The 19,820-nt window shown below is 33.3% G+C and carries 14 protein-coding genes; 3 read left to right on the top strand and 11 right to left on the bottom strand.

Annotated features, from left to right (window positions below; translation table 11 throughout):
• Positions 1 to 3: 3 nt before the first annotated feature.
• The 3 genes from BMY18_RS12160 to BMY18_RS12150 all read right to left on the bottom strand — a co-directional run bounded on the left by BMY18_RS12160 (position 4) and on the right by BMY18_RS12150 (position 2,039).
• Entirely contained in the window at positions 4 to 537 is a 534-nt protein-coding gene (locus BMY18_RS12160; RefSeq protein ID WP_092454399.1) for an NUDIX hydrolase, read from the bottom strand.
• An 82-nt stretch (positions 538 to 619) separates the two neighbouring features.
• Positions 620 to 1,168, bottom strand: a complete 549-nt coding sequence (gene rfbC, locus BMY18_RS12155; RefSeq protein ID WP_092454397.1) for a dTDP-4-dehydrorhamnose 3,5-epimerase — start codon at positions 1,166 to 1,168, stop codon at positions 620 to 622.
• 67 nt (positions 1,169 to 1,235) lie between these two features.
• Entirely contained in the window at positions 1,236 to 2,039 is an 804-nt protein-coding gene (locus tag BMY18_RS12150; protein ID WP_092454395.1) for a phosphotransferase, read from the bottom strand.
• A 392-nt stretch (positions 2,040 to 2,431) separates the two neighbouring features.
• On the opposite strand from BMY18_RS12150, the gene BMY18_RS12145 reads away from it, so the two are divergent.
• Both BMY18_RS12145 and BMY18_RS12140 read left to right on the top strand, forming a co-directional pair.
• Complete coding sequence (locus BMY18_RS12145) at positions 2,432 to 2,827, top strand: hypothetical protein (RefSeq protein WP_092454393.1); 396 nt, start codon at positions 2,432 to 2,434, stop codon at positions 2,825 to 2,827.
• 59 nt (positions 2,828 to 2,886) lie between these two features.
• A complete protein-coding gene (locus BMY18_RS12140; protein ID WP_242941026.1) occupies positions 2,887 to 3,438 on the top strand; it encodes a transcription repressor NadR in 552 nt (183 codons plus the stop codon).
• Positions 3,439 to 3,616: 178 nt separating this feature from the next.
• Here the strand turns inward: BMY18_RS12140 and pyk are convergent, their stop codons facing one another.
• Positions 3,617 to 5,035 carry a pyruvate kinase gene (pyk, locus tag BMY18_RS12135; RefSeq protein WP_092454391.1) on the bottom strand — a complete coding sequence of 473 codons (1,419 nt, stop codon included), beginning with the start codon at positions 5,033 to 5,035 and terminating at the stop codon, positions 3,617 to 3,619.
• Positions 5,036 to 5,289: 254 nt separating this feature from the next.
• Positions 5,290 to 5,817 carry a spore maturation protein gene (locus tag BMY18_RS12130; RefSeq protein WP_092454389.1) on the bottom strand — a complete coding sequence of 176 codons (528 nt, stop codon included), beginning with the start codon at positions 5,815 to 5,817 and terminating at the stop codon, positions 5,290 to 5,292.
• Positions 5,818 to 5,951: 134 nt separating this feature from the next.
• Between BMY18_RS12130 and BMY18_RS12125 the strand changes: the two genes are divergently transcribed.
• Positions 5,952 to 6,974, top strand: coding sequence for a glycoside hydrolase family 25 protein (locus BMY18_RS12125; RefSeq protein WP_092454387.1), 1,023 nt, complete (start codon positions 5,952 to 5,954; stop codon positions 6,972 to 6,974).
• Between the two features lie 3 nt (positions 6,975 to 6,977).
• Here BMY18_RS12125 and BMY18_RS12120 read toward each other — a convergent pair whose 3' ends face one another.
• The 6 genes from BMY18_RS12120 to BMY18_RS12095 all read right to left on the bottom strand — a co-directional run bounded on the left by BMY18_RS12120 (position 6,978) and on the right by BMY18_RS12095 (position 19,674).
• Entirely contained in the window at positions 6,978 to 7,571 is a 594-nt protein-coding gene (locus tag BMY18_RS12120; RefSeq protein ID WP_092454385.1) for a nucleoside recognition domain-containing protein, read from the bottom strand.
• A gap of 115 nt (positions 7,572 to 7,686) precedes the next feature.
• Positions 7,687 to 8,631: a TIGR03943 family putative permease subunit gene (locus BMY18_RS12115; protein ID WP_092454384.1), complete on the bottom strand. Its 945-nt coding sequence runs from the start codon at positions 8,629 to 8,631 to the stop codon at positions 7,687 to 7,689.
• A 115-nt stretch (positions 8,632 to 8,746) separates the two neighbouring features.
• Positions 8,747 to 9,991, bottom strand: coding sequence for a CobW family GTP-binding protein (locus BMY18_RS12110; RefSeq protein ID WP_092454382.1), 1,245 nt, complete (start codon positions 9,989 to 9,991; stop codon positions 8,747 to 8,749).
• A gap of 160 nt (positions 9,992 to 10,151) precedes the next feature.
• Positions 10,152 to 11,678 carry an extracellular solute-binding protein gene (locus tag BMY18_RS12105; RefSeq protein ID WP_092454380.1) on the bottom strand — a complete coding sequence of 509 codons (1,527 nt, stop codon included), beginning with the start codon at positions 11,676 to 11,678 and terminating at the stop codon, positions 10,152 to 10,154.
• Positions 11,675 to 13,873: a helix-turn-helix domain-containing protein gene (locus tag BMY18_RS12100; RefSeq protein WP_092454378.1), complete on the bottom strand. Its 2,199-nt coding sequence runs from the start codon at positions 13,871 to 13,873 to the stop codon at positions 11,675 to 11,677. Before BMY18_RS12100 ends, BMY18_RS12105 begins: the two co-directional genes overlap by 4 nt.
• 176 nt (positions 13,874 to 14,049) lie before the next feature.
• Positions 14,050 to 19,674 (bottom strand): pectinesterase family protein, encoded by a 5,625-nt coding sequence (locus tag BMY18_RS12095; protein WP_092454376.1) that lies wholly within the window; start codon positions 19,672 to 19,674, stop codon positions 14,050 to 14,052.
• Positions 19,675 to 19,820: the final 146 nt, after the last annotated feature.

Here is a 19,820-nt window from a genome sequence, read left to right as displayed (position 1 = left end):
CTATTACATTTGATAAAATACCTTCATTAATGCTGCAACAGAACCACTAACGCATATTTGATTTTCTACACACATCTGAATAGCTTCCTTAATTGGAACAAAATCAAATGTAATATCCTCTGATATATCTAACTCCTGCTCACCTACTTTATAAATATTCTTAGCCAGATAAAGACTAATCGTATTGGTGTCCTTGGTTGGATAATCAAATAAAGTGCCTAAGCACTCCCAATTATCAGATTTATAGCCTGTTTCCTCACGTAATTCCCTTTTTGCAACGTCCAGGGGATTATCAGAATCATTATCATATGTACCACCTGGTATCTCAATAAGTTCTTTATCAATAGCATATCTATATTCCTTTTTTAAAATCACACTTTTATCTTTATCCATCGCAACTATCAAGGCAACATTCTTTTTTTCTATCACAAAATAATCATCCATGATCGTTCCATTGGGCAATTGCACTTCATCTCTTCTTACTTTTAACCATTTTGAATTGACTAGATATTCGCTATTTAAACATTTCCATTTCATAAAGTCTAAATCCCCCTTAACCTAAAATATTAATAGAACAGTAGTATTACACAACAAATATCTTTGTGCACTCGCTAATTTACTACAGATTACACCCACTATCTTTTAAAAATGGTGCATCGACATCATGTTGTGCAAGTATAGGATTTTCTATCGGAAATTCTACATTTAATTCAGGATCATTCCACACAATCCCTTTTCTATAATCCGGGTGAAAATAATTATCAATCTTCATTACAACTGTAGTATTATCCTCAAGTGATAAAAAAGCATGTCCAAAGCCTTTTGGTATGTATATCTGTTTTCTGTTATCCGACGACAATTCAACACATACCCACTTTTTATAGGTATTAGAATCTCTTCGTAAATCTATTGCAAAGTCAAGGCCTCTGCCCTTCATGCAATATAACAGTTTTGTCTGTTCCACTGGCTTATTTTGAAAATGAATTCCATATAATGTTCCAGCTTTTTGGGGACAATATATATTTTCTTCTAGAAATTCTGTGACAATACCAACTTTTTCCAACTCCTTCTTTGAGAAAGTCGAGACGCTTAACCCACGGCTATCTTCATACTCCTCATACTCCAGGACTAGCACTTCCTTAATTTCCAGTGGAGTTACTTTGATCATATAATCCCCTCCAATTTATCATTATCATACGCCATATTATGTCACTTCATTCGTTATCATCCCTCTGTTAAGCTCTTTTCCCGTACTCCCGAACAAACTTCAGTAATACCTGCTTTTCGCTTTTAGGTACCCACTCTCGAAGTCGTGCAGCCATTATTGGGTACTCCCATTTTTCTATTTCTGCAATTTGTGCGCCAGTAATAGAAATATATTCTTTCAGATATTCCTGACAGATTCTATTTTGAAATTTCCGCATTATTTTCTTTAATATCTTTGATTTTATTGGAATATCTGCGTATTTCAACATAACTCCCGTTCTTGCAACGTCTGATAACTTATCACCCCTACATGCAGTCATCCAATCTATTACCACTGCCTGATTATCACGCATAATAATATTTCCTGGATGAAAGTCGAAGTGGCACAAAAGATTACCGCGTGGAAGTTTATCTATGTATTCGTATAAAACATCTTTCTCTTTTTGTTCTAATTCAACAACAGCACTGATATCAATCTTTAATTTATTGTGCACACTAGGGAGTTCAAATGTCACTTCCTTTTGAATATCAACGTGATACTGTGCCATTTGCTTCGCCATTTGCTTAGATTTCCACATTTTCAATAACATTAGATTTAGCAATGTTTTTCCAACTATTCTTTCATAAACAATACCATTTCTGTCATCTACATCTATTTGTTCATATACTTTCGGACATGTTTTTAATGATTGATATACATTACTTGTAATGTAATACTCGCTTTCACACGCTACATACGGCATATTTTTTCTAAATAGTTTTATGACTTTATCTGCTGAATAAATATATATTTCAGCTGTATTCCCTTGCGCTAGTAATTTTTCCTTCGTCATCTCTTCTCTCCCTTATTTTCTATTTCATTTGCCTCGCATTCCCTCTCTAGGTTAGGACTACATCCGTTATGGCAAACCATAACAATCCATTTTCCATAAAAAATAGCAGACTCACATGGGAATCTGCAACGAATAATAACTGCTATTAACAATAACACCTAACTCTAAAACACCTACCCCAATCGCAATGTATTCCCCAATACCTTGTCTTGCTTAAGTTTATAACATTGTTGTTTTTATTTCAAGTTATTTCCATATAAATGGTAAAAATATATTTACAATATTAAAAATGACTTTTGAATAGAACCGCCATCCCGTGGCAAACTATAAATATGCATAAATCTAAAATTTGTGGTTATCAAAAATCGAATAGAGAAAGGTGTCTAATTATTATGAATGAAAAAGATAAAAAGAAAAATAATGAATATTTTACTGACGAAGATTATTTAGATATGGCTGGTACTTCTTCCGCTTCTGAATGTACTGGCTTAATCCCACAAGGAAGCAATGAAACCGATTCGGCATCACAGTATAATGATTTGTATCAATTTGGAATTCCACATGTAGCCGCAAAAGCTGCAGGTGAAGCGTCCGGTAAGACTTCAACTAGCGCATCAGATAGATTGTCGAGTAACGCTTTAACTGGTGGATCAGATAAATTTTCGAGTAACGCTTCAAATGGTGGCTCAGGTAAATTATCGAGTAATACCTCAAATAGCTCTTCCGATAACGCTTCAAGCAAATCTTCAAATACCTCCTCATATCATAGTCCAAGTACTCACATATAAGAATTCCAATCCTGTGATAACTATTTTTTATATTGCAAATATCCGAGAAATATTCTAAGATGAGAGAGATCAATATGCTTAGAGAGGATGGATATAACATGGAAGGCGATTCTAGGAGAAAAAAAATAATAGATATTTTAACTACAAGAGATAGGGCTATCACCGGAAATGATTTATCCGAAATGCTCAATGTAAGCAGGCAAATAATTGTTCAAGATATCGCACTTTTACGTGCAGTTAACAAGAGTATTTTGTCTACTAACAAGGGTTATATTCTCTATAGTGATGAAAGCAAACGATTCAAACGCAGTTATTATGTAACGCATACCGATGAACAGATAGCAGAGGAACTTGAAATTATTGTTGATAATAATGGTAAAGTGCTTGATGTTGTTATCGAACATGATATTTATGGACAGATTACGGTTGATCTAATTATCGCTTCAAGACGAGATATTAAAGAATTCTTGCAAAAATTAAAAGATAGCAAAACAAAACCATTAAAGAATCTTACTGATGGGCGCCACTATCATACTGTGGAAGCCGATACTGAAAATGATCTTGATATAATTGAAAAAGAACTTAATGAAAAAGGATATTTGGTGAATTAGCCAAATATCCTTTTCTATATTAATTCTTATTATCCCATCCGAACTTCATAATCTGCTGCTGCAATCGTTGAAGGCTTATGTACAATTGTAGATAAGTTGATAAATTTGTAAAAAAATAGGTCTTTTGCTCCATAGATGCGTAATTATCTATGGAGCAAAAGACCCTTTGTATCTAAAATTAAGAAACAACCTCAACCTTAATCATGTTTGTTGTTCCAGAAATGCCAATTGGAACTCCTGATGTTATTACGACAACTTCTCCAGATGTTAAATATTTATTCTTCTTTGACTTTTCTATTGAATGTTTAAACAATTCAAACACATCATTCATTTCCTCAACGATTACTGGAGTAACCCCCCATGAAAGATTCAATTGTCTGCATACTTTAGGTTCAGTAGAGCATCCTATTATGTCACATGCTGGTCTATATCTTGAAATCATTCTTGCTGATTTACCTGATTTTGTAACTGTAACGATTGCCGCAGCATTAAGATCATGAGCAGTTGTACAGGTTGCATGTGAAATAGCATCCGTAATATCAGGATTTTCTTTTCTTTTATGGTCAAAAAATCGTTTTCTGTAATCGATATCTGCTTCTGCCTTGTTAGCGATTTTAACCATTGTTTGCAAAGCTTCGATTGGGTATAATCCTGCTGCAGTTTCGCCTGATAGCATAATTGCACTAGTGCCATCATATATAGCATTTGCAACATCGGCTGCCTCTGCCCTAGTAGGTCTTGGATTTTTCATCATTGAATCAAGCATCTGAGTTGCAGTAATAACGATCTTTCCTGCTTCATATACTTTCTTAATAATCATCTTTTGAATTACAGGAACATCTTCACAAGGTATTTCAACTCCCATGTCACCTCTTGCTATCATTATGCCATCAGCAGCCCCTATTATTTCGTCTATGTTCTGAATTCCCTGCGTATTTTCTATCTTAGCAATAATGTGAATATCTTTGCTACCATTTTCTTCGAGAATTTTTCTTATCTGATGAATATCAGCGGCTTCTCTTACAAATGATGCTGCAATAAAATCAAAATCATTTTTTATTCCAAAAATGATATCACTTCTATCTTTTGCACTCAAATATGGCATAGACAAACTGATTCCTGGGACATTAATCCCTTTATTATTTGAGATAGTTCCTCCGTTTAAAACTTGGCATACCATATCCACGCCTGAAAATCTTAACACCTGAAGTTCTATCAAACCGTCATCAACCAAAATTCGTGTTCCTATTTTTACATCCTTATATAAATCTGCGAATGTAATGGATACAATTTGTTCTGTCCCCACTACTTCTCTTGCTGTTAATGTAAATTCTTGACCTTTTACTAATTCGATTTTTCCAGCATCAAACTGTTTTATACGGATTTCAGGTCCTTTTGTATCCAAAAGTGCTGCTACATAACAATTTAATTCTTTTCTACTTTCTTTGAGTTGGTTTAATCTTGCTGCATGCTCTTCATGCGTGCCATGGGAAAAATTAAATCTTGCAACATCCATGCCTTCTTTTATAAGGCTGATCAGATTCTCTTTACTGTCCGTTGCTGGACCAAGTGTACATATTATTTTAGTTTTTTTCATATACTAATTCCTCCGCTGATAATCTTCCTATTATATTATGCTTTATTTTGATGTTTTTAATACTGCGTCTTCTATTTTACATATTATGTATTAAACGATTTTAAAATAATTGTCAAGACATGGGTATTATTGTAACATTAATAAAAATACTAATCAACTAATTAGTGATTTCCTTTAGAAAGTTTTTATATTTTTATAAAATACTTATTTTATTCCTTAAATTATCCCTATTTTAAGGCCTTCTGCTAAATATATTAAACAATCATCTTTGTTATAACGACGCTTGCAACAATACCCGCAACTGTTGCAAGTAATGCCCCGGGTAATGTCCACCTAGTTTTTTTCACACCAGCCGCAATAAAATATACTGACATTACATAAAAAACTGCTTCTGTACAACTCATAATAATAGAAGTCAATAAACCAATATAGGAATCCGTCCCATACTCCTTAAAAATATCAAGTGTCAGTCCCGTCGCAGCCGAAGAAGAAAACATTCTCATAAGAATAACTGGCACCAGTGGTGCTGGAAATGAGATTTTATCAGTAATATACTGTAACTCATGTGCCAAAAAGTTAAGGAATCCAGATGATCTCAAAATCCCCACTGCAACCATAAGTCCGATAAGTGTTGGCATAATTCCAATTACCGTTTTCATGCCATCTTTTGCACCTTCTACGAAATCATCATATACATTCGTTTTATTTAGCATCCCATAGCCAACTATGTAGAATATTACAAGAGGTATGATAAATTGAGACATATAAACCAAACGATTCATAATATATCTTCCTTTCAAAATAATATATTTTATAAAATAAAACTTTTTGTAATAAATTACGAATAAGATTTGACTTATTCCTATAACTCCTATAGTATTTTAGTTAAAGAAAGCAGATTGGAGCTGAAAATAAAATGAAAACCAAACCACATTCTACTAAAAAACGCAAAATTATTATTTCTACTATTAGTATAATTATACTTATTTCTCTCGGCGCTACTATTTTTATTAATTACCACAAGCTAGAATCTATTGTAACCTCAAATAAGGTTACAAGTTATACAAATGAGGAACTAGGTTCCTACATTGATACTTCAACAGCAAATGTTAGAGAAGACATGTTAGCTGATATAAAATCAAAGCTTTCTAGCGGGACGTCCTCACTTTCTCTTATAAGAAGCTTATATCCCGAAAATATAGTTTACTATGATACCGATAAATACATATTTGCTTCGATTTTGGACTCAGTCCCAAAAAACGATCTTAAATCGGAAAACATTTTAGTTGATACAAATAAAGAACTTACATATTCGGAAAACGGTACTGTAATATCGCATAAAGGAATTGATGTTTCAAAATATCAAGGCAATATCGACTGGACAAAAGTGAAAAATTCCAATGTTGAATATGCATTTTTGCGTACTGGATATCGTAGCTATGGCACTGGTATAATCATCGAAGATTCCACCTTTAAGCAAAACATTCAAGGTGCCAGCAGCGCTGGTCTTGACATCGGTGTGTATTTCTATTCACAAGCAATCAATACAACTGAAGCCATCGAGGAAGCCCAATATGTATTAGATCAAATTAAAGGATACAACGTGAACTACCCAATCGTAGTTGACGTAGAAGAAATTATTAATGATACCTTCAGACAGCAGAACCTGACGGCTGAAGAACTTACCAATATATGCATTGCCTTCTGTGAAAAAATAAAATCAGCGGGATATACACCAATGATTTATTCCAATCTGAAATGTTATGTATCAAAACTCAATTTAGATAAACTGAATTCTTACGAAAAATGGTATGCTAGTTATGACACCTCACTATATTTTCCATATAACATTAGTATGTGGCAATACTCACAGTCTGGTATCGTTGATGGAATTACTGGAAAAGTTGATTTAAATATTAGCTTTAAAGAATGGAAATAATGTTTATTTAACGATTCTCTTTGACTTATGACATTTTATTTTGCAAAAAATGATTGCCACAATTGTAGATATCGTTGTTGCAATCATACCAGGTACGATTATCGCTGCAGGATTAACCGATCCATACTGACTTCGGTATGCTATTATGTTAACCGGAATTAATTGAATAGATGCAATATTAATAATAAGAAATGTACACATAGCATCAGACGCCGTGTGTACATCTTTTTTATTTAGCTTCGCTAATTCTTTTATAGCTTTAAGACCCGCAGGCGTAGACGCCCATCCTAGTCCCAAAAAATCAGCTATCAGATTAGTTGCTATATATTCTATTGCTGGGTTGTCTTGCGGAACGTCTGGGAAAAGCCACTTAAGTAATGGACGTATTTTTCTCGTACACGAAGAAATAATGCCTGCTTTCTTAGCAATCTGCATAAGTCCCGTCCATAGAGACATAACACCAAGCATTGTAATGCATATAGAAACAGCTTCTTTGGATGAATCTAAGGCTCCATTGGTAACTTCCGCCATATGGCCTGTAAGTGCCGCATATACGACGCCTATAATAATCAAAAAACCCCACAAATAATTTAACATATGTCCTCTCCATTACAGATTATAACGCATATATTAGATTATATTTGTGCGGTTTCATTTTATGATAAAATTCAACTACTTTGTTTCAACATTAACATTCTTTTAATTATACCATTTAAAAATATACTAATTCATCTTTTGCAGGTTCTGCAGCAACTACTTGTTTTGCATAAAGCACAGGACCTTTTTTTCCGTATGATTTCTGAAACTCATACTTAATTGTCGCTTCAACACTGACCCATTGTCTATTTGTTATTGAATCTGAATCTTTAAAGATGCAGACATATCCAATAAATGCTGTATCATCAGCACAACATGTCATAGCTTTTCTTCCTGGAATAAATGACTTGTGTGGGAATTTCTTACTCTTATATACCTGTCCCTTAAATTTTACAATTTTATTTTCATAGACTTCTGGTCGCTCAGATACATCCATATACCAAATTCCATAATCCGAATCATCTACTTCAATGATTTCTGCATCTATATCGTATGGAAGCTGTTCTGATGTAGCTACCATTTCTCCACTTTCATCTTCAAACGCAATCTGTGCCGCTTGATTCAAGACCTTAATACTTCTTCTATAACTTCCAAGATTCATTCCTGACTTACATCTATTAAATATAACCATTTCTGCATCTTTGATTGTTTCAATTGCTAGTGATTTCATATTATTCCAAGTAAGCTCAAACGTCTCTGCATTTACTATTGCAATGTTTTGATATACCATCCATCCAAATGGCTTTTTCATATCATCGAACAGTGTCTTTTCCCACATTCCGTTATACTCTATAATAATTAACCAAGGATCATACTTTTCATCCAATTCTTGAAGTTTTTCCTGTGTGAATTCTTCTTTTGTAAGAGTAATCATTGATATCTCATGCTTTTTAAGCATATCCTCATCATACTCTTTTTCACCTTCTTCGCAAATTATCAATAACTTATTTTTTGCTTCATCAAATTGTCCTTGATCAATAGTCTCAGATATAAATGTTGTCTTACCACCATCTAAAAATCCATTAATTAGAAACACTGGTATTTCGTAATTCTGGTCCATATTACTCCCATCTATATAACATTATGCTTATCGTACTTTAAAATAACATATTCCCGATCCGCTTCGCTACTGGTTTATACGCTTGATTAAAACTAAATAACTTTTATATAAAGCCTTATATAATACTAAAAAGTACTTTCAACTTATCTTCTTCAAGATTAGCACCAATTACACAGATTCGTCCTGTATAATCAGGTTTTCCTTCGCGAATTTCATATTCACCAGGTACAAGATCAAAATACATCCAGCTTCCATCTTTTTGTGGAACCATACCTTTTGAACGTAATACCTGTCCATATTCATGTGTATTTGCAAGTGCTTCAAGTATTTTATTTAGTTCTTCTTTTTCATACTTATTAGGAGTTTCAACTCCCCAGCTATTAAAAACTTCATCGGCATCATGATGATGGTGCTCATGTTCATTATGGTCATGGCCACAGCCACATTTTCCATCGTGGTGTTTATGTTCGTGTGCTTCGTGATCATGTCCACAGCCACATTCTCCATCGTGATGTTCGTGTTCTTCATGGTCATGTTCTTCATGGTCATGTCCACAACCGCATTCTCCATCGTGATGTTTATGTTCGTGCTCTTCATGGTCATGCGCTTCATGGTCATGCCCACAACCACATTCTCCATCGTGATGTTTATGTTCGTGCTCTTCATGGTCATGCCCACAACCACATTCTCCATCGTGATGTTTATGTTCGTGCTCTTCATGGTCATGCGCTTTATAATCGTTCAATAATTCAAGCTCAAGATTCGTAGCATTTTCCATAGCTGCAAGGATTTGATTACCTTCTAAAGCATCCCAAGGAGTTGTAATTATATGCGCTTTCGCATTCAGTTGTCTAATCATTTCAATACACTTTTCAAGCTTTTCTTCATTTTCATTCTGAGTTCTGCTTAGAACAATTGTGTTAGCATTCTCAATCTGATTATTAAAAAATTCGCCAAAATTCTTCATGTAAACTTTACACTTCAAGGCATCCACTACCGCACATGCACTATTTAATTGAATTTCATCTTCCATATGAAGATCTTTAACGGCCTGGATAACATCTGAAAGCTTACCAACGCCTGATGGTTCAATAATAATTCTATCTGGATGATATTTATCTATAACTTCCTTCAACGAAGTACCAAAATCTCCAACTAAAGAACAACAGATACAACCAGAATTCATTTCTCTGATTTCAACGCCTGCATCGCGAAGAAAACCTCCATCAATTCCGATCTCTCCGAATTCATTTTCTATAAGAACAACCTGTTCTCCACTCAATGCTTCACCTAATAATTTTTTAATTAGAGTTGTTTTTCCTGCCCCTAGAAACCCTGAAATAATATCTATTTTTGTCATTTATAAAACTTCCTTTCTCAAAATATGTATGAATATACATGACAATCAACGTCAAATTTTACGCTTAGGGCTTATTATACTCTTTTTATTAAAGTGCCGCAATAGCTCCATATATAGTAATTCACAATAAATTCGAAATTAATACGAAACATTTTATAAATTAATTATATGCTTTTACGTATCGATCATACTGTGCTTGTTTTACTCTGATAACCGCATCTATATTCATACTTTTTAAGGTAGTTAGATACAAATCAAATGAATCCAAGCTCAATTTTCCGGTAATGAATCCAATACCTTCCTGTGAAACGTATTGTGCTATATAATTCGTATATCCATGATCGATCTCTGTTTCAGCTGATGTCGCAAAAATAAACGGAAATGGTTTTCTTATATATGTAACAAGTTGTTTATCAACATCACTATGCCAATTTGGAAGATGTGCATCCACTGCCGCTACAGATTGTCTCGAAGGCATACACACTGGATTGATTCCGAGCTTTTGAAGCCAAGTATCATCTGATGCCTTTTCGGTAAACTCTTTTTCTCCATTATCATTTACAATATAGCTTTCTCCTTCAATTCCCCAACAATAAAGTTTCTGCGCGTCCTCGCTCATAATATAGTCCAAAAGTTTTACCGAATCAATAATCTTATCACTACTTGTCATAACTCCGAATAACCCGCTTATTTCATTTCTACCTATGTAGTAACCTTGATATTTCCCTGATAATGGTTGTGCACCATAAAATATAGGATTGCTTCCATCATATTGCGAATACTGTGCCGAATATAGTGATGACATCTGCCAACTGAAATCAAATATTATGCCGGTTTGATTATTTTTGCATCTCTGCATTATATTATCTCTTGTAAGAGAACTAAAATCGGATTCCAAAAGGCCTTCATTATATAATTGGTTTAGAAATTTTAAATATGCTTTATAATTTTCATCTTCACAATATGAATAGTGAACTACACCCATTTCATCCGCATAAAATCCATTTACAAGCTCAATGCCAAATGCTGGTCCAAACATATATGGTAAAAAATCCGCCGTTATGCTTAAAGGTATCTCGTCAGCAATCTTGTTTCCATTCATATCATTTGCCTTAAAGGCTCTTAACACTTGCACAAATTCATCTAAAGTTGTTGGCACCTCAAGTCCTAATTTGTCAAGCCATTCCATATTATACATGATGCACGGTTGATAGTTTTGCGTGTGCACTGTTTGAGGAACATAATATATATGACCATCCTCTGCTTTAAGCGATGCTTTAATTGCAGGATCTTCTTCTAAATATTTTTTGAAGTTAGGCATATAATCCAAATATTCATCCAGTTTGATAAAATTACCTGTATTAATATAATCCGCATTTGCATCCAAATCAGGGACTTGTATAATATCTGCAAGATAGCTTTTTTGCTGTAACAATAAAGGTCTCACCGTATCATAATAGTTAGAGGGTGCATTCAGCTTCCAATTAACACTATATCCAGAATTTTGAATAACAGTATTTACAATTTGTGAATCTGCATAATCAACATTGCTATACCATGAATTTTTAGCCAAAATACTTATTTCTACTTTCTCTTTTTCAGTAGTACTTTTCGCACAACTTGTAATTCCTATACACCCAAATGCAACACATAATACATAAGTTGCATATTTTTTAACATTTTTCATAGCTTTTCACACACCCTTTTTTCGATGAATTCACTTGGATTAATCCCTTTAACCGATTTAAAATTACGTCTAAAAGTAAGTAAATTTGTGTAACCGCTCATTTTTGCAATCTGTTCCAATGAATACTGTGTTGATATCATAAGTGAAATTGCATAATCAATTCTCTTCTCTTGTAAATATTGTAAATATGTCATTTCGAAATATTTTTTACATACGATTGAAATATACTTATTGCTTACTCCAAACTTTTCTGTTAAATACTGTAATGACATTTCACAATCCGTATACTGAGTATCAATGCATGTGATTATACTCTTATCTAGTACCCCAATATCCTTTTTGGGTGTAGCTATATCCGTAAGCTTCTTACTAATCGTCTCATATATTGCATAATAATAATTCAAAACTTCATCTAATGTTGCTACCGTTTTGATTTTTTCAATACTAAAATCTATCATATTAAATGAATCAACGTTTTTTAGTGCCTTTATTGTTGTAATATGTACCTCATCAATCAGAAGTTGGATCGTATTGGGCGATATATCATATTTCTTCGTATTCGAATCTAATATCTCTAGTAAGAACTTTTTAATATCATCCAAATTTCTTTCTTTTAATGCCTTCGTAATCCTGTTCAATGCGTCTTTCGGAAAGTAATATTTTTGCTTGTCCGCTTTCGTCTCTTTTTCATAGAAATATACTGAACCACGGCCACCTACAACCATGCTCCCAAGTGTTTTAATTGCATTATTACATGCTTCTGATAATTGTGATATATCTTCTCTTATTTCATCCACACCAACTGTAATTACGTAATCATCATTATCAATTCGTTTTACAATCCTCTCAAATAGTTCATAATATAACTTATCCAAATTCTCGTTTATGTTACTATTTATTATTACAAATGTGTTAAAAAGGTCGTTGTCATATAACGCAATATTGATATCTTCTGTAGAATATTCTTTTGATATATCTGAAATAATAGCATTGATACGTTTACATTGCTGTTTATCGTATACATCGTTACCCACGTATGCAATATTAATTACAGACAAAAGGAAGTATGGTTTTTGGAGTACCATATACTCTTTTTTAAATAATACATCTAATTTTTCTGGTTCTAAATTGCCATTTAGCATTCCATGAATCATACCCTGCTGCACATATGGCTTAATCATAACCATTTTTTCCATATAACCGTTGCGCTCACCAATTAGATTTTCAATTCCCGAAATAATATTTTCAAGCTCATTACTATTTTGATCACTTTGACGCTGATTATCGATTATTCTTTCAATATTACCAAATGGTTGGTAATACTTATTTGATAGATATAATGAGATTATTATAAATCCAATACACAATATAATTGCAAGACTGATTGCAACTATCATATACAAATTCCCACTTACCTTAAGATTCCCACTATCCACTACAATTTTATATATAATATCATTATTTACAAATGATTTTTTTTCAAATATAACTTGATTCTTCACCTGCCCACTGGAAAACATCTGTTCATCATTAAAGCAAAACCTAATATTAGTATCATTTCCAATAATATTCTTCACACTATTTGAAATACTATTTTTATCAAAAAGTACACATACTCTTCCTTGATTTAGGACAGAATTGAAGCCGCCTGTATAGATTATCCACTCCTTGTTAAAGACGGTAGATGTGTTAGAAAGCGAAAATAAATTATCAAGTGTCATCGTGCTAATTTTCGAGGCCTTATATTGATCATAATCATCATTCGTTTTATCTAAATTATATGTCTGAATACTAGAATATGCCTTATTAAATCCATTTAAAAACAAGACAGTGTCATATATATTCAAATTATAGCTTGAAATTGTATAATTCTTAATTTCAGATATAACGTCATATGTATTAATATTCGCATTATTATTAACATCCCTGCTAAACTGCCTAATTACATCCGATGAGTTAATATTTGAAACAATAATATCTGCCTCTACAAACTGAAGATCTAAAACATTAGCAAGTTCCTGCACTTTTAAGTTATAATATTGGCTCTGTCTCTCTTTATTAATATTAATCGTCTCAAATACAATAACTGCTGTATATAATAAAAACAACGATAGTATTATCATGATATATGATGCAAATAATTTCTTAAATATTTTACTCTTAAAATATTCCTTATTGAAATATGATTTTTTCACGAATATCTCCTCAATTCCTATCTTAATTAAATAAAATAATATATTTTTATTATATGTTTTTTCATACCTACAATCAAGTAAAAAACGCGAGATACCAATATTATTTGGTATCTCGCATCAATTATGTTTGTGTGAATATTCTGTCTAACTATTCCGTCTAATTGATATTTTATATATTATTCTTTTACTTCTTTCTTTTTCGCTCTGATTACTAACATTGCTGCGCCAACAGATACCATAAATAATACTAAATATACCATTATTGGTGATGTATCACCTGTCTTTGTTGTCGTATCAACAGTTGTTGCAGTTACTGCTGTATCAGTTGTTACTACCGTTGCTGGATCAGTTGTAGTTATAGTTGCTGCAACTTCCCCAATAACGTACGTACTGAAATGATTTGTTTCAAATATACATTTTCTATCTACAATTTGTGTATCGAGTTTTGTAAGACTACCATTTGATTCAACACGGAACACACTAATTGTCTTAGTAAGATCAAATACACTTGGTATTGGAAGTGTAACTCTTACTTTATCACCTAATAGTGTAATTGCTGTATTAGATGAATCTGTAAGATTTATTTCAAATACTGCGAATTGAGATAAATTGTTACTTGATTGTTTAACGATTGCTGCTGCGGTATCATATGCTGTTCCAAATACAACTGATTGTATAGCAAGTTTTGCACCTGATGGAATAACATTAGTTATATCAACAACCTGACCACCGGTAACACCTACCGCTGGAATTACTTCATTTTGAATATCTAATGCTTTTATTGCATTATTTAATGCAGTTGTTGCTGAATTAATAGTTTCTTGAGCATCAATCTTTAAAGTAGCGTCAACTGCTTTTGCTGCTTGAAGTGCTGTTGTTACTGATGCATAGCTGCTTGCTGTATAAATTGTTGCCGAAAGAGCTTGTGCATCTGCAATCGCTTTATTAAGAGCTGTATAATCAGCACCGAGTTTTGTCAAACCTGCTATTGCATTATTTAATGAAGTTCTTGCTGCATCAACTGTTGCCTGAGCATCAATCTTCAACGTACTATCAACAGCTTTTGCTGCTTGAAGTGCCGTGGTTACTGCTGCATAGCTATTTGCAGTATACATTGATGAGGTTAGCGCTTGCGCATCTGTTATCGCTTTATTAAGAGCTGAATAATCAGCACCTTTTTTTGTTAAACCTGCTACTGCACTATTTAATGCAGTTGTTGTTGAATTAATAGTACCTAAAGCATCTGTACTTACAATCGCTTTAGCTGCTTTAATTGCTGCAGTTAATGTTGCATAGCTGTCTGTTGTATATACTGTTGATGTAATCGCTCCTGCTGAAGTAATCACTGTTGTAAGACTATTATATGCTGCTAAACGCTCTTCGAGTGTACCTGTAACAGTACTTAATGATGTAAATTGTGAATCTGTTAAATCTAAAGCTAAACCTCTAGCTTGTAATGTAGTTACCCAATCACCGAGGAATGCTGCAATTGAGATTGCTGTACCATCGTTAAGAACTGGTGTTGTCAATACGGATGACCATGTTGCTCTTGATGTACTATTATCAACTCCTGTTGCATCCATAGTGCCATATTCATACATTTTTGTTGATTGACCACCTAATGAATCAAGCCAACCAATCTTTGATATTAAAGATGCTCCTACATTATTAGAATCATCTGTTGCTTGTACCGTTGTCTTGTAAAATACTACTTCTGATGTATTCGCTGCCCATGGTCTACCGAAATATCCTGGCTTTGAACGATAAGCTGATGCTGTGTCAACACCTGGTGTAGTAGACGTTACATTACAGTTATACATTAAGTATCCTCTACCCGTAGATTGCTGTGCTGCTGTAATATATGATGTATCTGCTGTAGCCGCACTGTCAGTATTCATTGTAAGGTTACATTGATAAAATACTGCGGTAATTCCACCGAAGATATAATCTGTTGCACCTAAAATATCGCATTTTTGGAATAATGAAGTAATTCCTGTTGCACCGTATAATGTATCTTGTCTTCCGATAAATTTACAACCGGAGAATACTGATTTGTCTCCATTAACTGCAATTGCAGCTGCTCTTTCTACGAAAGATTTATTTTGAACTGATGTATCACCTACAGTTGTTGGTCTTGTTCCTTTTCCGCCTGTTGCCCATTCAACTACAGTATCATTTGCTTCTTTTGCTGAAATATATTGATTGTATGAATTTTCGAAAATGATACCATTCGCTTCAAATCCACTTCCATTAACAACAACTGTTGCATTCCAATAGGATCCGTTTGTTGTTCCTGAGCCTGGATTTACTGTTGTAAGATATCCATTTTCTTCATTAACTGCAAGTGTCTCTTCATCATATTTACATCCACTAATCATACTATAATAGCTATAACCATGTCCGTAATATGATGTAATTCTTACTGCGTTATTTGTAATATCAACGCCTTTATTTGCTAATGCAATACTTGCGCTTGTTCCTGCTGCATTTACAAGCGATACATTAGGAATATTAATTGTTAACATTTCTTCATAGTTGCCTGGATTAATAACAATTTCAACTCTTTCATTATTTAATCTAGCCATCTTTTTAACATCATCAAGAGCTGCGTTAATCGTCTTGTATTGTTTGTCAGCGCCTACATATACTTTTGCACTATATGGAACCGTCGCTGAAACTGCAATAGATGTAAAGTATGTTTGTGAAGATGTAGTTCCTGCAGTACCTTTTACTGTTACAACTCCATCTTGTGTTGCTACGTACTGGTATGAATCAATCTGTGTTGTACTTCCAGATTTTGCATCAACCGCTTGAACACCGTCTATGCTAAATGAAGCACAATAACAGTATGATAAATTAACAATGTTTCCTTTTTTAACTGGAATTGCTATTTGTCCATCTGTATTAACAAGTAAATAAGTCTTGTTTTCAAGAACTGCACCTGTTAATGCTAATCCTAAGTAATATTGGCTTCCAGCAATTGTTTCGATACCTGGATTACCGTTATATACTGAAAAATCCCATGATGTATTGTTTTTAAACTTAACGGTTTTACTTACATCTGCTCCATTAACCTTCAAATCTGAAGTTAATGCTTGAACATATGCATCGGTACCAATATTTTTCACTACTACTTTGTATTGTCCATCTCTTAATTTAATAGGATCTGCAGCATTAAAAGTATATTTGTATCCAGTTTCATTGATATTTGTAAATGTTACCGTAGCTCCTGCTGCAACATTTATTGGAAGCTCGGCTAAGTTTAATGAAACCTTATAGGTTGGTTTTAATGCAAATGTAATATTCTGCGTTACATCAGCTGTTTTATTAATTGTTGATATATCTGATAGATAATAATCATTAATATTATTAGCAACTATTTTATATGTAACACCTTTTTCTAATTTTGCCGTTATTGTTGTTCCACTAATTGTAAAATCAGGAACATAAATCATATCTGTATTTACAAATGATAATTTTAAATTAGCTAAGGCTGCTGCAGAAAGTCCTACAATTTCTCCTGTTACAGTCGCCAAATCAACTGATTTAATTGTAATTGACAATGTGGAATTTCCAGTTCCTTTTGCATATTTAACTGCATTTTGACTACTTATAATATAACCATTTGCATTTGCTAATGTAATATTATAATCAAACTCTTCATTTAAATATGCGCTATATGATCCACCAACAACTGAAGTTTCAATTACTTCACCTGTTTGTTTATTAGTGAAATTAATTTTATAATTTTTTGCAGCAATTCCAGTTGCTGCTGTTATGTCAACATTTCCAGTAACTAAAATCGGTTGTGTATGCGCTCTTTCTACTCTATAAATAACTAATTTTTCATCTGTTGAGTAGATTTTGTATAGGCCATATTCTGGTGCTGCAAATGTAAGTTTTACACCCGTTCCATTTGACATTCCCTGTTGAATAACGCCTGTTGGAGATACACAGTAAATTGTTGAGTCCGCGCCATTTGAGCCAGCATAAACTGTTAAAATATCATTCTTATAAGCTTTAACATCTAAACTGAGTGTAGCATTGGCCGCATTATTTGAATAAACATAACCTGACAATGTTGTACCATCAACTATAATATCAGTTTTTTCATCATATCTTGTAAGATTTTTATTAGATGTTCTAAGTCTGTTATTTGTGTAACCTTGTGCAACAAACATAAGTTCAGCTGTAGCAAATGATCCTAAAGAGTTTCCTGCACTACCAGCTGTTATTGTAGAAGGATACCAACTGTTAATGATACTTTCAGATAACATGTTGTTATACTTTGCTGTATCTAATTGTTGTGCACCAAGATCCCATACATCAACTTTACCATTTCCGACTAATGTAGGCGTAGCCTGTGCTGCTGGAAGATCAGATACATTCATACCATGTAAGTACATTTCTGCTCCTGCCACTGGTGTGCTAATTGTAAATACTAATGTTGTAGCAACACCTGCGTACTGAAATGATGCTTGTGAAAGTCCATCATTTTCAGTCCCTTGTAGAAGTTGTGTTTTTGATGAAGTAATTGCACCTTTTTTATTACTTGCAACAATAGTCGCTGTTTTATCTGCACCATACTGGCAAAGATTAAAGGTTACAACTGCATCTCCTGAAACTTTGACTTCAAAACTGTCTCCATTATAGATTGCTAAACCATGTTGTTTATCATGTGTGTATAAACTTCCTGCACTGACTACCTTTAAGAACCCGTCAGTAGAAGTAACGAAAGATGTTAATCTAGTTGCTGCATCATATGATGTTGCAACTACTGAACCATCTGAAAAGTTATAAGCGTGTACGGAATCCTTAGGAACACCATTAACATCGCCTACTTCTTCAAATATTGCACTTGTTTTAATAGATGATATATAAGCCTTTGTTCCACCATTAATTGTTAAAGTAAGTACCGTTGCATCAACACTAGTATATTTAAAATCAAGAATTCCTGTTTCGCTTCTTGTGGCATTTATAGTTTCACTATATGAACCATCTGCACTTTTCAGTGTCATTGATGTAAAATCAGAATACTTACAATCACCAACACTTACCTTTGTAGCTCCTGAAACAGATAGTTGAAATGAATTTCCAGGATGAAATTCTGAACCATGTACATCCATATGATTATAATATGAGCTTGTTCCTGCTAATACTTTTAAACTTCCATAGGTAGTATCTGTTGTGGTCGCTGTACTTGATGTAATAATTGATTGATTTGTAAAAGCATATGTTTTGCTTAAAGACTCTACCTTAATGACAGGAACATATGTTGAACCAGTAAATGAGAGTACAAGTGTTGTTGCAGCATCTCCTTTATATGTAAATACAATCATATTATTCCCATTATCATCATAACAAGCTTTTGCAGAATCACATGTCTGTGTATATGATCCATCCGAACTAGATAATGTCATAGTTGTAGGTTTTTGACCATTTGAATATTGGCAATCACCAACTGAAATTTTTGTAGGTCCTGTTACTGCTATTTCAATTGAATTACCTGCCTTAAATTGTACGCCATGCTGTGCTCCGTTATAGCCGTATGCATTTTTTGTTCCTACTAATACTTTCATTGTTTCATAAGTTACATCAACATTTCCCTTTGTAGTTGTTGGGATTATTGAACCATCTCTAAAATCAAAGAAATAATCTCCATCTACCGCTTTTGTACTAGCCGCATATGCTGTTGAACTAAATCCGAATCCACCTGATGGGATTGCTAGCATTGCTACCATTATAAATGAAAACATAATAGCTAATGTTTTTCTTAATGTCTTACTTTTCATAAACATCATTTTAATTCTTCCTCCTATTTAAAATCATACTAATTTTTTCTCATCTTTCACTACTTCTTGCCTTGCTTTCTTTTGTTAATTCTAATTCTCCTTTCTTACTGACATTTCTAACAACTTATACACCTACTATACAATTATTTTATCTA

Origin of the sequence: [Clostridium] fimetarium, assembly GCF_900111235.1 — a bacterium.
GTDB classification, from domain to species: domain Bacteria; phylum Bacillota; class Clostridia; order Lachnospirales; family Lachnospiraceae; genus Clostridium_N; species Clostridium_N fimetarium.
Note: the sequence above shows the minus strand (reverse complement) of the source record. Positions and strands in the feature narration are given on the sequence as shown.

Coding starts and splice junctions, on each gene's coding strand:
- BMY18_RS12160 (WP_092454399.1), bottom strand. CDS start 537: ATGAAATGGAAATGTTTAAATAGCGAATATCTAGTCAATTCAAAATGG.
- rfbC (WP_092454397.1), bottom strand. CDS start 1,168: ATGATCAAAGTAACTCCACTGGAAATTAAGGAAGTGCTAGTCCTGGAG.
- BMY18_RS12150 (WP_092454395.1), bottom strand. CDS start 2,039: ATGACGAAGGAAAAATTACTAGCGCAAGGGAATACAGCTGAAATATAT.
- BMY18_RS12145 (WP_092454393.1), top strand. CDS start 2,432: ATGAATGAAAAAGATAAAAAGAAAAATAATGAATATTTTACTGACGAA.
- BMY18_RS12140 (WP_242941026.1), top strand. CDS start 2,887: ATGAGAGAGATCAATATGCTTAGAGAGGATGGATATAACATGGAAGGC.
- pyk (WP_092454391.1), bottom strand. CDS start 5,035: ATGAAAAAAACTAAAATAATATGTACACTTGGTCCAGCAACGGACAGT.
- BMY18_RS12130 (WP_092454389.1), bottom strand. CDS start 5,817: ATGAATCGTTTGGTTTATATGTCTCAATTTATCATACCTCTTGTAATA.
- BMY18_RS12125 (WP_092454387.1), top strand. CDS start 5,952: ATGAAAACCAAACCACATTCTACTAAAAAACGCAAAATTATTATTTCT.
- BMY18_RS12120 (WP_092454385.1), bottom strand. CDS start 7,571: ATGTTAAATTATTTGTGGGGTTTTTTGATTATTATAGGCGTCGTATAT.
- BMY18_RS12115 (WP_092454384.1), bottom strand. CDS start 8,631: ATGGACCAGAATTACGAAATACCAGTGTTTCTAATTAATGGATTTTTA.
- BMY18_RS12110 (WP_092454382.1), bottom strand. CDS start 9,991: ATGACAAAAATAGATATTATTTCAGGGTTTCTAGGGGCAGGAAAAACA.
- BMY18_RS12105 (WP_092454380.1), bottom strand. CDS start 11,678: ATGAAAAATGTTAAAAAATATGCAACTTATGTATTATGTGTTGCATTT.
- BMY18_RS12095 (WP_092454376.1), bottom strand. CDS start 19,674: ATGATGTTTATGAAAAGTAAGACATTAAGAAAAACATTAGCTATTATG.